Origin of the sequence: Comamonas sp. UBA7528 (assembly GCF_002479375.1) — a bacterium.
Lineage (GTDB): Bacteria > Pseudomonadota > Gammaproteobacteria > Burkholderiales > Burkholderiaceae_C > Comamonas.
Window position 1 is genome coordinate 596,331 of record NZ_DLMU01000014.1, and the last position, 14,081, is coordinate 610,411.

A 14,081-nucleotide genomic window follows, 5' to 3' on the forward strand; every position below is an offset into this window, starting at 1 on the left:
TTGCCGCGATGCCGCCACACTGGCGCTGCGACTCTGGTAGGTATGCATGCCAATGGCAGTTCCGTTGGCGCTTTTTGTCCCAAGGAGATGCGGTATGACGACTGTGGCTGACATCCTGCGAGCCAAGAACAACAGCCCCGTGCACAGCGTGGGCCCCACCGACACCATGCTGGCGGCGCTGCAGCTCATGTCCGACAAAGGCATCGGCGCGCTGCTGGTGCTGGACGGCGGGCGCATCGCCGGCATCGTGACCGAGCGGGATTACGCCCGCAAGGTGGTGCTGCAGGGGCGCAGCTCCAGCACCACCCAGGTGCAAGAGGTGATGACGTCCCAGGTGCACTGCGTGCTGCCGCGCCAGACCACGGCCGAATGCATGTCACTGATGACGTCCCGGCGCATCCGCCATCTGCCTGTGGTCAACACCGAACACGAGGTGCTGGGCATGGTCTCGATCGGGGACTTGGTCAAGGAAATCATCTCCGAGCAGCAGTTCACCATCCAGCAGCTGGAGCACTACATCACCGGCTCGGCACACACCACCAGCTGAGCACCGGCGGCGCCGGACCGGATGGCAAACGGCAGGCCGGGCCAATGTCCGCCTGCCAGCGCCGCTGTGCCGCAGGTTCTACACTGGCGGCCATGAGTTCGCTGATCCTCGGTATCGAATCCTCCTGTGACGAAACGGGCGTGGCCCTGGTGCGCCTGCCCGATGGCGGCGCCGTGCCACAGTTGCTGTCGCACGCACTGCACAGCCAGATCGACATGCACCGCGCCTATGGCGGGGTGGTGCCGGAGCTGGCCAGCCGCGACCACATCCGCCGCGTGCTGCCGCTGACCGAGCATGTGCTGAAGGAAAGCGGCACCACGCTGCAGGATGTGGATGTGGTGGCCTTCACCCGTGGCCCGGGCCTGGCGGGCGCGCTGCTGGTGGGTGCCGGTGTGGCCTGCGCCCTGGGCGCGGCGCTGGACAGGCCCGTGCTGGGCGTGCACCACCTGGAAGGGCATCTGCTGTCGCCCTTTCTGAGCGAGGATCCACCCGAATTCCCCTTCATTGCCTTGCTTGTCTCCGGCGGTCACACCCAGCTGATGCGGGTGGATGGGGTGGGCGACTACGCCATCCTGGGCGAGACCATCGACGACGCGGCCGGTGAAGCCTTTGACAAATCGGCCAAGCTGATGGGGCTGCCTTACCCCGGCGGGCCCGAGCTGTCCCGCCTGGCCGAAGGCGGCGATCCGGAAGCCTTCAAGCTGCCGCGCCCGCTGCTGCATTCGGGCGACCTTGATTTCTCTTTTGCCGGCCTGAAGACGGCGGTGCTGACCCAGGCCAAGAAGCTGGGGGATGACCTGGAAGCGCGCAAGGCCGATCTGGCGGCCAGCACCCAGGCGGCCATCGTCGACGTACTGGTGCGCAAGACGCTGACGGCGCTGAAGGACACCGGCATGCGCCGCGTGGTGGTGGCCGGCGGCGTGGGCGCCAACAAGCTGCTGCGCGCCCAGCTCAACGCCGCCTGCGCCAAGCGCCAGATCCGCGTGCACTACCCCGAACTGCACCTGTGCACCGACAACGGCGCCATGATCGCCATGGCCGCTGCCATGCGCCTGCAGGCCGGGCGCGAACAGGCGGAAAAAACCTATGCCTTCGATGTGAAGCCGCGCTGGCCGCTGGACTCTCTGAAGTAAAGCCAGGCCAGACCCTGCTGGCCGTGCAGCCCACCAAAAAGCAGCCCCGGGAGGCTGCTTTTTTGATGGGATGGCGCAGGCCGCGTTCGCTGTTTATCCGGCCAGCTTGGTCGCCAGCTTGGCGACGGTCGCACCCTGGTTGCGGGCAATGGCCAGCTCATCCGGATGCGGCTGGCGTGAGCCGTCCGGGCCGGCAATGGTGGTGGCACCGTAAGGCGAATTGCCGCCCTTGACCGCCGACAGATCGGTCTGTTGCGGCAGGGCATAGCCGATGGGCACGATCAGCATGCCATGGTGGGCCAGCGTGGCCCAGGTGGTGGTCACGGTCATTTCCTGGCCGCCGCCGGTGCCGGTGGAGGCGAACACGCTGGCCACCTTGCCGATCAGCGCCCCCTTGGCCCACAGACCGCCGGTCTGGTCCCAGAAATTGCGCATCTGGGCGGTCATGTTGCCGAAGCGGGTGGGGGTGCCCACGATGATGGCGTCGTATTCCGCCAGCTCCTGCGGGGTGGCCACGGGCGCGGCCTGGTCGGCTTTGCCGCCGGCATTCTTGAACACGTCGGCGGGTATGGTTTCGGGCACGCGCTTGACGGTGACCTGGGCGCCGGCCACGCTGCGTGCGCCGTCTGCCACGGCATTGGCCATGGTTTCGATGTGACCGTACATGGAGTGATACAGAACCAGAATCTTGGCCATAGTGCTTTCCTGCAAGGGTTGGGGGAAAAGGTCCCGAAGACGCCCCGAAGAGGCTCCGATGAGGGCCTGGGTGGGACAGAGAAGATGCCCGTGCATCGTAGGCAGCCATGCGGGGTTTGAGAAGGCCCCCTCCGGTGTTCCTCTGTAGGCGCATACCCCGTGGTGCGGCGGTGGCCCTGCACTGCGGGGGGAAAGGGAGCCGCCCCTCGGGGCACAAATGGCCCCGGTGCGCAGGGATTCAGAGGGCGGAGCAACTGCGCATCTCGGCACAATCGCGTGCCGTGCGGATGACAGGCTGCTCTTTACCAGGGCTTCACACACAGTTTGTCGCAGCCCTACAGAGCGTGCGCACAATCCGTCACAGTTCACGGCACGATCCACCAGGGCCTTCATGTATTTTTCTTCCTCTTTCCCTGTCATTGCTTCCCCAGCGCGGCGCCCGGCCGCGCTGCCGTTGGCGGTGGCTTTGGCCGGCGCACTGGTGCTGGCCGGTTGCAGCCACACCACCTCCTTCACCCCCGCAGGCGCCATGCCCGCCGTGCCCACGGCATGGCATGCCGCCCAGTCGGCGCCGCAGCAGCAGGCGCCGGAAGACCTCTCGCATTGGTGGCAGCGCTTTGGAGATGCCCAGCTGACAGCCTTGATCGACCAGGCCCTGCAGGCCAATCCCAGCCTGCTGAGCGCCCAGGCGGCCGTGCGCCAGGCCCGGGCCACGCGCGATGTGCAGGCTGCCGGCCTGTTGCCCAGCGCCGGCGCCAGTGCCAGTGCGGGACGCAGCCGCCAGGGCAACAACGACGCGCGCAACAGCTATTCCGCCGGGCTGGATGCCAGCTGGGAGCCGGACTGGTGGGGTGCCCAGGGCAACCGGGTCGACGCCAGCGAAGCCACGGCCCGCGCGGCCCAGGCCACGCTGGAAAGCACCCAGGTGTCGCTGGCGGCCGAGGTGGCCCAGACCTATGTGGAACTGCGCGGTCAGCAGGACCGTCTGCGCATTGCCCAGCAGAACCTGGCGCTGCAACAGCAGACCCAGCAGATCACCGAATGGCGGGTGCAGGCCGGTCTGGCCACGTCGCTGGAATCCGAGCAGGCCCGCCAGTCCACCAACCAGACCGCAGCGCAGATTCCGGCGCTGCAGACCAGCCTGGCACAGTCGCGCCATGCGCTGTCCATCCTCACCGGCCAGCCGCCGGCCGCGCTGGAGACACAGCTGCAGGTGCTGCAGCCCGTGCCCCGGGCTCCGGACGAGCTGGCCCTCACGCTGCCGGCCGACACGCTGCGCCAGCGCCCCGATGTGCGCGCAGCCCAGCACCGGCTGGAAGCCGCGCTGTCCACCTTGTCGGCCCAGGAAGTGGCCAACTACCCCAGCCTGCGCCTGAGCGGCTCACTGGGCCTGAGCGCCTTGACCCTGGGCGCGCTGACCAATGGCGCCTCGGTGGCGGCCAGCATGGCGGCCGGTCTGTCGGCCACGCTGTTCGACGGCGGCGCCAACCGTGCCCAGATCCGCGCCCAGAGTGCGGTGGTGGACCAGGCCCAGGCCAGCTACCAGTCTGCGGTGCTGACGGCGCTGCAGGAAGTGGAAGACGCACTGGTGCAGCTGCAAGGCGACAAGGAGCGCCTGGTGCGCCTGCGCGCGGCTGAAGCCGCGGCGCGCAACGCCTCGCTGCTGGCCAACCAGCGCTACCAGAGCGGGCTGATCGACTTCCAGACCGTGCTGGACACGCAGCGCACCCTGCTGAGCTCGCAGGACAGCGTCTCCACCGTGGCGGCCAGCATCAGCACCGACCACATCCGCCTCTACAAGGCCCTGGGCGGCGGCTGGACGCCGACCGTGGCGACCGACGCCGCCGGCACGCCCGTTGCCCGCAACAGCCAGCCCTGAGCCACGCCGACCGCAGAAGAATCAACAGGATCTACCGAACATGAAAAAGAACAAAACGACTTCCAGCAGCCAAGAAGTGCAGGACCTGCTGGGCGACGGCCTGGCCCGCAAATGGTGGCAAAGCCCCACGGTGTGGATTGGCGCCGTGGCCGTGGCCGTGGCGGTGGGCGGCTTTGCCTGGTGGCAGGCCGACCAGAAAGCCAAGGCCAAGCCCGTGTATGTGACCGAGGCGCTGAAGAAGGGCACGCTGTCGCTGACCGTCTCGGCCAACGGCACCTTGCAGCCCACGCGCACGGTGAACGTGGGCTCCGAGCTGTCGGGCACGGTGCGCAAGGTCTATGTGGACGTGAACGACAAGGTGAAAAAAGGCCAGGTGATGGTCGAGCTGGACACCGACAAGCTCACCGCCCAGGTGGGCCGCTCGCGCGCCACCATGGCCTCGGCCCAGGCCAAGCAAAGCCAGGCGGAAGCCACGCTCAAAGAAGCCCAGGCCAATCTGGCGCGCCTGGAAGAAGTGCACCGCCTCTCCGGCGGCCAGGTGCCTTCGGCCACCGAGCTGGATTCCGGCCGCGCCACGCTCGACCGCGCCAAGGCCGATGTGGCCGCCGCCAAGGCCTCGGTGGAAGATGCCCGCAACGCGCTGTCCACCGATGAGACCAACCTCTCCAAGGCCTCCATCAAGGCCTCTATTGACGGCGTGGTGCTGACCCGCACGGTGGAACCCGGTCAGGCCGTGGCGGCTTCGCTGCAGGCCGTGACCCTGTTCACCGTGGCCGAAGACCTGAACAAGCTGCGCCTGGAAGTGGCGGTGGACGAAGCCGATGTCGGCACCGTGCAGGCCGACCAGCGTGCCAGCTTCACCGTCAGCGCCTACCCCTCGCGCCGCTACCCGGCCAAGGTGACGCGCGTGGACTACGGTTCCACCAAGACCGACAACGTGGTCACCTATGTGGCCCGTCTGGAGGTGAACAACGAAGACCTGAGCCTGCGCCCCGGGATGACGGCCTCGGCCACCATCCGCGCCAATGAGCGCCAGGATGTGCTGCTGGTGCCCAACTCGGCCCTGCGCTTCACGCCCACCGGCATGCAGAACCCCGGCCAGGTGGCCGCGGGAGCCGGTGCCGCGCGCGAAGGCGGCAAGCCGGCAGGCGGCGCGCCCGGCGCCAGCGGTGGCAGCGGTGGCGGCATCGTCGGCCAACTGATGCCGCGTCCCCCGCGCCAGGGCGGGTCGCGCCAGGGGGGCCGCGAACAGGCCCAGGCCCCCGGCCAGACCCGCTATGTGTGGGTGCTGCAGGGCGGCCAGCCCGAAGCCCGCCAGGTCAAGACTGGCCTGAGCGATGGCCGCATGACCGAAGTGGAGAGTGAAGCCCTCAAGGAAGGCGATCTGCTGATCACCGACCAGCGCAGCGGAGCCTCCAAATGAGTGTGCTGTCAAGTGCGCTGACGCCCGAAGCCGCGGGCGACGGCGGCCTGCCGCTGATCCGCCTGCGCGGCGTGACCAAGACCTATGGCGAAGGTGGTCTGGCCTTCCAGGCCCTCAAGGGCGTGGACCTGGACATTGCCCAGGGCGACTTTGTGACCATCATGGGCCCCAGTGGTTCGGGCAAGTCCACGGCCATGAACACCCTGGGCTGCCTGGACCGTCCCACCACTGGCTCCTACCTGTTCAAGGGCGTGCACGTGGAAGGCCTGTCGCGCGACGAACGGGCACGCCTGCGCCGGCGTTACTTCGGCTTTGTGTTCCAGGGCTTTCACCTGCTGCCGCGCACCACGGCGCAGGAAAACGTGGAGCTGCCCCTGCTGTACCGGGGCGAGCCCACGGCCCAGCGCCATGCCGCCGCCGCCCGTGCGCTGGAAGCGGTGGGGCTCAAGGGCTGGGAACACCACACGCCGGCCGAGCTGTCAGGCGGCCAGCAGCAGCGCGTGGCCATTGCCCGGGCCATCGTCTCCGACCCGGCCGTGCTGCTGGCCGACGAGCCCACCGGCAATCTGGACACCCAGCGCAGCGAGGAAATCATGGAGCTGCTGTGGAAGCTCAATAGCGAAAAAGGCATCACCGTGCTGATGGTGACGCACGAGCCCGAGATGGCGGCCTATAGCCGCCGCATCGTGCGCTTCAAGGATGGCATGATGGACACCGACACCCCCAACACCCCGCTGGTGCTGCGCCGCGCCGCACTGGACAGCCAGGCCCTGGCCGCGGCCGAGAAAGGCGGTGCCTGATGCTGTGGAACACCATCTGGCTGGCGCTGCGCTCCATCCGCCGCAACCTGCTGCGCTCGTTCCTGACGGTGCTGGGCATTGTGATCGGCGTCAGCGCCGTGATCACCATGGTCACCCTGGGCAACGGCGCCACCGTGGCCGTGCAGAACCAGATCTCCGGCCTGGGCACCAATCTGCTGCAGGTGCGCTCCGGGCAGCGCATGGGGCCGGGCGCCACCGTCGCGCCGTCGTTCAAGGACACGGATGCCACCGCCATCGCCCAGCAGATCGGCGGCATCCAGGCCGTGGCCCCCGAGGCACGTTCCAGTGCCACGGTGGTGGCTGGCGGGCGCAACTGGTCCACCAGCGTGATCGGCAGCACCAATGACTGGCTGATCACCGGCAACTGGAAGCTGGCCCAGGGCCGCGAATTCACCGACGAAGAACTGCGCGCCGGCGCTGCCGTATGCATCATCGGTGCCACCTTGCACCGCGAGCTGTATGGCAATAGCGCCGATGTGATCGGTCAGCAGCTGCGCATCAAGGGCTTTTCCTGCAGCGTGATCGGCCTGCTGGACTCCAAGGGGCAGGGTGCCTTCGGCAACGACCAGGACGACACCGTGCTGATCCCGCTGAACACGCTGCAGCGCCGGGTGACCGGCAGCAAGCGTCTGAACACCATCCTGGTGTCCATGGAGGACGGCAGCGACCCCGAGCGTGTCAAATCCAGCATGAACCAGCTGCTGCGCGAGCTGCGCAAGCTGGCCCCCAGCGATGAAGACAACTTCAACGTGCTGGACACCAAGCAACTGGCCGACACCATGGCCGGCACCACCAAGGTCATGACCACGCTGCTGGGTGCGGTGGCAGCGGTGAGTCTGCTGGTGGGCGGTATCGGCATCATGAACATCATGCTGGTGAGCGTGACCGAGCGCACCCGGGAAATCGGCCTGCGTCTGGCCATCGGCGCGCTGGAGCGCGAAGTGCTGCTGCAATTCCTGATAGAGGCGGTGGTGCTGGCGGCACTGGGTGGGCTGGCCGGCATTCTGATTGCCACCGCCGCGTCCTATGTGCTGGCGCAGGTGATGGGCGTGCCCTATATCTTCAACGCCGGGGTGAATGCGCTGTCCTTCATCTTCTCTGCCGCCATTGGCGTGGTGTTCGGCTACTTCCCCGCCCGCCGCGCGGCGCAGCTGGACCCGATCGAGGCTCTGCGCCACGAGTGAGCCGGTCGCCGGTCTGTACGTTGGCGGTTGTCACACCCTGAACGCCATCCACCCGGATGGCGTTTTTTTATGGGTGCTCGCAACGGCCAGTGCTGTCTGTCACCGGCCAGTTCGCGGCGAGTCCTGCGGTGTGGTGCAGCGGCCTCGGAGTACCCGCACGCAGGGCCGTGGCGAGCACGACCTTCACCGAGGCAGGGGCCCGCGATCAGGACGCTGCAAAGGCCTCGGTGGGCAGGAGGGCGGCCGTGCACTACTCCGGCGCAGGACGATGGCGCCGGTGTCAGCCACCGGGCAAGTGGACTTTCCGGCATCCGTGGGGGAGGAAAGGCGGTACGGCCGGTGGCAGCGTCGCACAGCGCCGTGCAGCGCAGTCGACCTGCGCCGCTGCGCACACCGCCCGCAGGCAAAAAAGAAGCCCGTCAACGTTGTGCAACGTTGCGGGCTTCATGCTGTCTGGCTTGCCGGTGCTAATCAAGAGGAGAAGAAAGGTGGCAGGCCAGTCAACCAAGGGTGGGCAGCGCACGGAGCGTTGCCCGAAAGACGCGGCTTACTGGATGCTCAGCTGCACCGAGGTGTCCACCGGCTTGCGCTGTGCCAGCACCAGGGTCAGCACACCGTTTTCCAGTTTGGCGCTGCTGGCTGCGGCATCGATGGCGTGGGGCAGTTCCCAGCTGCGCTGCACCTGGCGGGGAGCGCCTTCGACGCTGCTGAGGTGCACCTGGTGGTCTTCGATGCGCAGTTGCAGCTGCTCGCGGGCCAGGCCCGGCACATCGACGGACAGCGTGGTGGCGTCCTCGGTGGAGGTGGCGGTATAGCCGGCGGTCTTGGCTGCGGCGTGCTGCGAGGCTTGCAGAAAGCGCTGCAGGGCCAGATCGGCCTGGTGGGAAGCATTGAAGGCAGAACGGCGGATGACAGGCGATGCGAAGAACATGGTTGTTGGGCTCCTATACACTGCGCGGCGCTCCGGTTGGTTGCCGCATGCTCAGCAATTGCAGGCTGTGCCGGGGTTTTCAAGGGATGATTTGGTATGAATAAATTTGGCTCGCAGGTCTTGAAAAACCACCAACCAGCGCCATCGCGCAGGTATCAGGTGGCATCTTCGCTGCGCAAAATGGTGCTGGCCGGGGTGGCGGGTGCCACGGTATGGGGCCTGGGGGGCGTGGTTTCGGCAGCGTTGGCGGCCAGCCCCGCCAAGTCCGGTACGGCCGCTGCGGCGCCCACCGGCGCCCCCATCCAGCTGGCGCTGGTGGAAAGCCTGTCCGGCCCGTTTGCCAACACGGGCGAAGCGGTGTTCCGCAACATCCTGATGGCGACCGAACGTGTGAACGCGCGCGGCGGCGTGCGCCTGCAGGGCGATGCGGCCGCCCGTCCTCTGGTGGTGCAGCGTTTTGACAGCAAGGGCCAGAACGAAGAGGCGCTGTCCGCACTGCGCGCCGCCATCGACGGCGGTGCCCGCATCATCCTGCAGGGCAACTCCTCGGCCACGGCTTCGGCGCTGCTGGACGCCATCAACAAGCACAACCAGCGCGAACCCAAGAAGCGGGTGCTGTTTCTGAACTATTCGGCCGTGGACCCGGCCTTCACCAACGAGCGCTGCAGCTTCTGGCATTTCCGCTTTGACGCCCATGCCGACATGCGCATGGCCGCGCTGATGCAGCTGGTGCAGGCAGACAAGGCGCTCAAGAACGTCTACCTGATCGGCCAGGACTACAGCTTTGGCCAGGCCGTGCTGGGCGAAGCCCGCCGCCAGTTGGCCGCGCGCCGCCCGGAAGTGACCGTGGTGGGCGACGAGCTGCACCCCGTGGGCCGCATCAAGGACTTTGCCCCCTATGCGGTGAAGATCAAGCACAGCGGTGCCCAGGCGGTGATCACCGGCAACTGGGGCAACGATCTGACGCTGCTGGTCAAGGCCGCGCGCGAAGTGGGCTTTGACGGCATGTTCTACACCTTCTACGGCAACGCGCTGGGCGCGCCCGCTGCACTGGGCGATGCCGGTGTGGGCAAGGTGGTGGCCGTGGCCGACTGGCTGCCCAACACGCCGGGCGCCGCCAGCGAACAGTTCTACCAGAGCTTCCGCCAGCGCTTTCCCAAGCCCGAAGACGACTACGCCCACCTGCGCATGCAGATGATGGTCGAGGCCCTGGCCCAGTCCATGCAGAAAGCTGGCAGTACCGAAGCCGCCGCCGTGGCCCGCGCCATGGAGCAGGTGCAGGTGCAGCTGGCTGGCCGCACCGGCTACATGCGTGCCACTGACCACCAGTTCCAGCAGCCGCTGGCCGTGGGCGTGATGGAACGCCAGGGCACACCGGGGGTGAAGTTCGATGTGGAAGGCTCGGGCTATGGCTTCCGCGTGGTGCGCGAGATCACGGCCTTGCAGGCCGAACTGCCCAGCATCTGCCAGATGAAGCGTTTCTGAGTTCCGGGGACGGCTGCGGCATGCTGCCGTGCTGTCCCGTACCGCTGCGCAATGACAAAAAAGGCCCGCATCTGCGGGCCTTTTGCATGGGGCACTGCGCGGCGCTTACGGGGCGCTCGCCGCCGCGGAACGGGGCGCCTGCGGTGCCGGCTCCAGGCGGGCTTCCTGGACGGCGGCAGCCACTTCCTGGCCCAGGTCGTGCACGGCCATGGCGTAGTAGCTGGACATGTTGTAGCGGGTGATGGCGTAGAAGTTCTGTGTGCCGATCACATAGGTGGGCGCATCTTCGCCGTTGAGCAGCTCCACCAGGGCCAGCGGTCCCTGGTGGCGCATGCCGCCATCCAGTGGAATCGCCCCCAGCTGCAGCATCTGGTCGGCGGTGAAGCTGGGCTTGATGTCCGGTGCCAGCAGCGTGGCCATGTCGGTGCCGTTGGGGTTGAAGGCCACGCCGTACTGCACCGCCATGCCGGGCTGCCAGCCGTGGCCGCGGAAGTAGTTGGCCACGGAGCCAATGGCGTCCACGGTGCTGTTGTAGAGGTCGACCTTGCCGTCGCCATCAAAGTCCACGCCAAAGCGGGCCAGGCTGCTGGGCATGAACTGTCCCAGACCCATGGCACCGGCAAAGCTGCCCAGCGCCTGGGTGGGGTCCTGGCGGGCACTCCAGGCGGTGGTCAGGAACTGCGCCAGCTCGCCCTGGAAATAGGCCACGCGCTCGGCCAGGCGCGGGTGGTTGGTGGGGTAGTCGAAAGCCAGCGTGGCCAGAGCGTCGAGCACGCGGAAGTTGCCCATGTTGCGGCCGTAGATGGTTTCCACGCCGATGATGCCGACAATGATTTCCGGGGGCACGCCATAGGTTTGCTCGGCGCGCTCCAGCGCAGCGGCGTTCTCCTGCCAGAAGCGCTTGCCGGCCTGCACGCGCACCGGGTCGATGAAGCGGCTGCGGTACACCGCCCAACTGCGGGCCGTGGTCTTCTTCGGGCCGGTGCTGGGCGTCATCAGCCGGCGCACCTGTTCCAGCTTCTGTGCCTGGCCCAGTTGCTGGCGCAGCCAGGCGGCATCGATGCCTTGCTGCTGGGCCAGGGTATCGGCCCAGCGCAGCGCTTCGGCACGCTGGCCGTAGCTGTTGTCCACAGCGGCCGCAGCGCGGGCTTTGGAGTTTTTGGGGCTTTGCGCGTAGCTGGGGAGGGCGCAAGCAGCGATGCAGACAAGAGCAACGGGAAGCAGACGGGTCATGAAATCTCGGTGAGGGGGACGGCCCGGCGGCCAGGGTAGGAAGCGGAACTCCCTGCCGCAGCGCTCGCGGGCTGGCTGTGCCGGGGTGGCGCAGGCATTGCGGGCATGTTCCATGCATTCCCGCCAGGCCTGCAGCGCTGCGGCACCGAGCCCCCATTGTGCGATGGTCCGCAGTGCTCCCACGCAAGTCCATGTGCCGGGCAGTGGGTATTTTTTGCAGAGGGCCGTACCGGCTCCGCCGGGGCGGCGTAGGGGCCGCGGTGCGCGCACGGCACTGCACCGGGCGGCGGTGTGTCGGCCCGCCCGCTGCGCACGCGTTGTCCCGTTGGGCGGTGCGCAAAGCCGCCGTGCACACCACCGCTGCCCGCTGCAGCGGGCCATGGCGCACAGCGCTTCGCTGCCAAGCTGACCGCCCGCCAACAGGCCAGCAACGCAGTCGTGTACTCGCTGCGGGCGGCCCGCAATGACCGTGTTAAGCTGGTCTGGAAGGCCCTTGCGCAGCGCCTGTGCGTGCTGCATCCATTGGGGGCCATGGCTGAAAAAAACAAAAACGGGGACAAGGAAAATGGGCAGAACAGGCTATTTTTCCCACAAGGATTGCTGGAAGCATGAGATGGGTCCTGGGCATCCGGAATGCCCGGAACGACTGGACGCCATCGAGGACCGCCTGCTGATCACTGGGGTGTTCGACGGGCTGGAGCGCGTGGAAGCGCCGCTGGCTTCGCTGGCCGATGTGGAGCTGGCCCATGACCGTATGCATGTGGCGGCACTGCGCGGCCTGACGGACCGGCTCAAGGAAGAGGTGCAGGCCGGCGGTCCCGCGTATTCGCCGCTGGACACCGACACCTCCATCAATGTCCACACCTGGGATGCGGCGCTGCGCGCCGCCGGGGCGGCCGTGGCTGCCACCGATGCGGTGATCGACGGCAGCCTGGAAAATGCCTTCTGCGCCACCCGCCCGCCCGGCCACCACGCCGAGCGCGCCAAGTCCATGGGCTTTTGCTTCTTCAACAACGTGGCGATTGCGGCCCTGCATGCCCTGCAGCGCCGCCACCTCAAGCGCGTGGCCATCGTGGACTTCGATGTGCACCACGGCAATGGCACGGAAAACATCCTGGCCGGCGACGACCGGGTGCTGATGGTCAGCTTCTTCCAGCATCCGTTCTACCCGTTCAGTGGCGACAAGGAGCCAGCGTCCAACATGCTGAACCTGCCGGTGCCGGCCTATACCAAGGGCATGGATATCCGCGAGCTGGTGGAGATGATGTGGATTCCCCGCCTGGAAGCCTTCAAGCCCGAAATGATCTTCATCAGTGCCGGATTCGATGCCCACCGCGAAGACGATATGGGCCAGCTGGCGCTGAACGAGCAGGACTTCGCCTGGATCACCGAGCGCATCAAGGACGTGGCGCGGCGTTTCTCCAAGGGCCGCATGGTGTCCTGTCTGGAAGGCGGCTATGTGATGAGCGCCCTGGCTCGCAGCGTGGAAGCCCACGTCCGCGTGCTGGCCGATATCTGATTTCGTCTGGGCATAGCAACAGGAGCGTCGGCCATGATGGATTTGCAGAATGTGGACCAACTGGTGGAAGTGCAGCGCAGCCCGCAGGGTGTGGTGCGCATCACCTTGAACGATCCCCAGCGTTTCAACGCACTGGGTGCCGAGATGCTGGTGGCGCTGCAGCAGGCCCTGGATGCCGTGGCCGCCGATGCCTCGGCCCGCGTGGTGGTGCTGGCCGCGCAGGGCAAGGCCTTCTGCGCCGGCCACAACCTGAAGGACATGGCGGCCAACCCCCAACTGGTCTATTACCAGCAGCTGTTTGCCCAGTGCAGCAAGATGATGGTGAGCATCGCCCGCCTGCCGGTGCCGGTGATCGCGCGGGTGCAAGGCATGGCCACGGCGGCCGGTTGCCAACTGGTTGCGCAGTGCGATCTGGCGGTGGCCAGCAGCGCGGCCAGCTTTGCCACCAGCGGCATCAACTACGGGCTGTTCTGCGCCACCCCCAGCGTGCCGCTGGTGCGTAACCTGCCCATCAAGCAGGCCATGGAAATGCTGCTGACCGGGGACTTCATCGATGCGGACACCGCCTTCGCCCGCGGGCTGGTGAACCGGGTGGCCGAACCCGAAGCGCTGGATGCCACCGTGGAGGCGCTGGTGCAGTCCATTCTGGTCAAGCCGGCGGCGGCCGTGCGCATGGGCAAGGCCCTGGTCTACCAGCAGCGTGAACTGGGACTGGAAGCGGCCTACCAGCTGGCGGGCCAGACCATGGCGGCCAACATGATGGATGCCGATGCCCAGGAAGGCGCACAGGCCTTCGCGCAAAAGCGCAGGCCGCACTGGCAGGGCTGAGGCGGGCGGTCCGCTCTCCTGTGGCGGGGCGCTGCGCAGGCGCCCCGGATGCCGGGTCATGTCGCCATCCTGTGCCGGTCCGTGCAGGCTGGGACGAGCTGCCGATGGGGCTGTCAGATAGGTGGTAACCCGAGGTTGAGCCGATTTCCATCCACAGCGCCGCCGTTGTGCGCATAAAATAGAACGATCGTTCTTTTTTGTGCCGGCAAGGACCGTGTGAATTGTCAGGAATTCCGCCGCTGCTGCAGCAGCGCCGCATAAAATGAGTCGGTTTACGTAAACGTCAATCTTCCAAGAAATCAAGGAGCCGCAGCATGAAGGTATTGGTCCCAGTCAAGCGGGTGGTGGACTACAACGTGAAGGTCCGCGTGAAGTCGGATGGCACGGGCGTGGACATCGCCA

13 protein-coding genes and 1 pseudogene are annotated in these 14,081 nt (G+C 67.0%); 11 read left to right on the forward strand and 3 right to left on the reverse strand.

What is annotated here, in order from left to right; all coding sequences use genetic code 11:
* Window positions 1–94: 94 nt before the first annotated feature.
* Both B3349_RS18305 and tsaD read left to right on the forward strand, forming a co-directional pair.
* Window positions 95–547, forward strand: a complete 453-nt coding sequence (locus B3349_RS18305; RefSeq protein ID WP_291590865.1) for a CBS domain-containing protein — start codon at window positions 95–97, stop codon at window positions 545–547.
* Between the two features lie 92 nt (window positions 548–639).
* The gene (gene tsaD / locus B3349_RS18310) at window positions 640–1,680 is read left to right on the forward strand and encodes a tRNA (adenosine(37)-N6)-threonylcarbamoyltransferase complex transferase subunit TsaD (RefSeq protein ID WP_066537293.1); all 1,041 of its coding nucleotides are present in this window, start codon (window positions 640–642) and stop codon (window positions 1,678–1,680) included.
* Window positions 1,681–1,773: 93 nt separating this feature from the next.
* Here tsaD and wrbA read toward each other — a convergent pair whose 3' ends face one another.
* The gene (gene wrbA / locus B3349_RS18315) at window positions 1,774–2,376 is read right to left on the reverse strand and encodes an NAD(P)H:quinone oxidoreductase (RefSeq protein ID WP_291590866.1); all 603 of its coding nucleotides are present in this window, start codon (window positions 2,374–2,376) and stop codon (window positions 1,774–1,776) included.
* A gap of 391 nt (window positions 2,377–2,767) precedes the next feature.
* On the opposite strand from wrbA, the gene B3349_RS18320 reads away from it, so the two are divergent.
* From B3349_RS18320 to B3349_RS18335, 4 genes are read left to right on the forward strand one after another with little or no spacing between them, the layout of a single operon-like run.
* Complete coding sequence (locus B3349_RS18320; RefSeq protein ID WP_291590867.1) at window positions 2,768–4,255, forward strand: efflux transporter outer membrane subunit; 1,488 nt, start codon at window positions 2,768–2,770, stop codon at window positions 4,253–4,255.
* Between the two features lie 40 nt (window positions 4,256–4,295).
* On the forward strand, window positions 4,296–5,678 hold the full coding sequence (locus tag B3349_RS18325; RefSeq protein ID WP_291590868.1) for an efflux RND transporter periplasmic adaptor subunit: 1,383 nt from the start codon (window positions 4,296–4,298) through the stop codon (window positions 5,676–5,678).
* On the forward strand, window positions 5,675–6,478 hold the full coding sequence (locus B3349_RS18330) for an ABC transporter ATP-binding protein (RefSeq protein ID WP_291590869.1): 804 nt from the start codon (window positions 5,675–5,677) through the stop codon (window positions 6,476–6,478). Before B3349_RS18325 ends, B3349_RS18330 begins: the two co-directional genes overlap by 4 nt.
* The gene (locus B3349_RS18335; protein WP_066536307.1) at window positions 6,478–7,683 is read left to right on the forward strand and encodes an ABC transporter permease; all 1,206 of its coding nucleotides are present in this window, start codon (window positions 6,478–6,480) and stop codon (window positions 7,681–7,683) included. Before B3349_RS18330 ends, B3349_RS18335 begins: the two co-directional genes overlap by 1 nt.
* 547 nt (window positions 7,684–8,230) lie before the next feature.
* Here the strand turns inward: B3349_RS18335 and B3349_RS18340 are convergent.
* Window positions 8,231–8,614, reverse strand: a complete 384-nt coding sequence (locus B3349_RS18340; protein WP_066536305.1) for an Hsp20/alpha crystallin family protein — start codon at window positions 8,612–8,614, stop codon at window positions 8,231–8,233.
* Between the two features lie 180 nt (window positions 8,615–8,794).
* Between B3349_RS18340 and B3349_RS18345 the strand changes: the two genes are divergently transcribed.
* Complete coding sequence (locus B3349_RS18345; RefSeq protein WP_414646938.1) at window positions 8,795–10,099, forward strand: branched-chain amino acid ABC transporter substrate-binding protein; 1,305 nt, start codon at window positions 8,795–8,797, stop codon at window positions 10,097–10,099.
* A 105-nt stretch (window positions 10,100–10,204) separates the two neighbouring features.
* Here B3349_RS18345 and mltB read toward each other — a convergent pair whose 3' ends face one another.
* Entirely contained in the window at window positions 10,205–11,332 is a 1,128-nt protein-coding gene (gene mltB, locus B3349_RS18350) for a lytic murein transglycosylase B (RefSeq protein ID WP_291590874.1), read from the reverse strand.
* A 438-nt stretch (window positions 11,333–11,770) separates the two neighbouring features.
* Here mltB and B3349_RS18355 point away from each other — a divergent pair, with 438 nt between their 5' ends.
* From B3349_RS18355 to B3349_RS18370, 4 genes and pseudogenes are all read left to right on the forward strand, one after another.
* The gene (locus tag B3349_RS18355) at window positions 11,771–11,944 is read left to right on the forward strand and encodes a hypothetical protein (RefSeq protein WP_291590909.1); all 174 of its coding nucleotides are present in this window, start codon (window positions 11,771–11,773) and stop codon (window positions 11,942–11,944) included.
* Complete coding sequence (locus tag B3349_RS18360) at window positions 11,898–12,851, forward strand: histone deacetylase family protein (RefSeq protein WP_291590875.1); 954 nt, start codon at window positions 11,898–11,900, stop codon at window positions 12,849–12,851. The genes B3349_RS18355 and B3349_RS18360 overlap by 47 nt, the downstream gene beginning before the upstream one ends.
* Window positions 12,852–12,887: 36 nt before the next feature.
* Window positions 12,888–13,679 (forward strand): enoyl-CoA hydratase, encoded by a 792-nt coding sequence (locus B3349_RS18365; RefSeq protein ID WP_291590907.1) that lies wholly within the window; start codon window positions 12,888–12,890, stop codon window positions 13,677–13,679.
* 314 nt (window positions 13,680–13,993) lie between these two features.
* Window positions 13,994–14,081 (forward strand): annotated as a pseudogene (locus tag B3349_RS18370) (electron transfer flavoprotein subunit beta/FixA family protein); the annotation flags it as partial.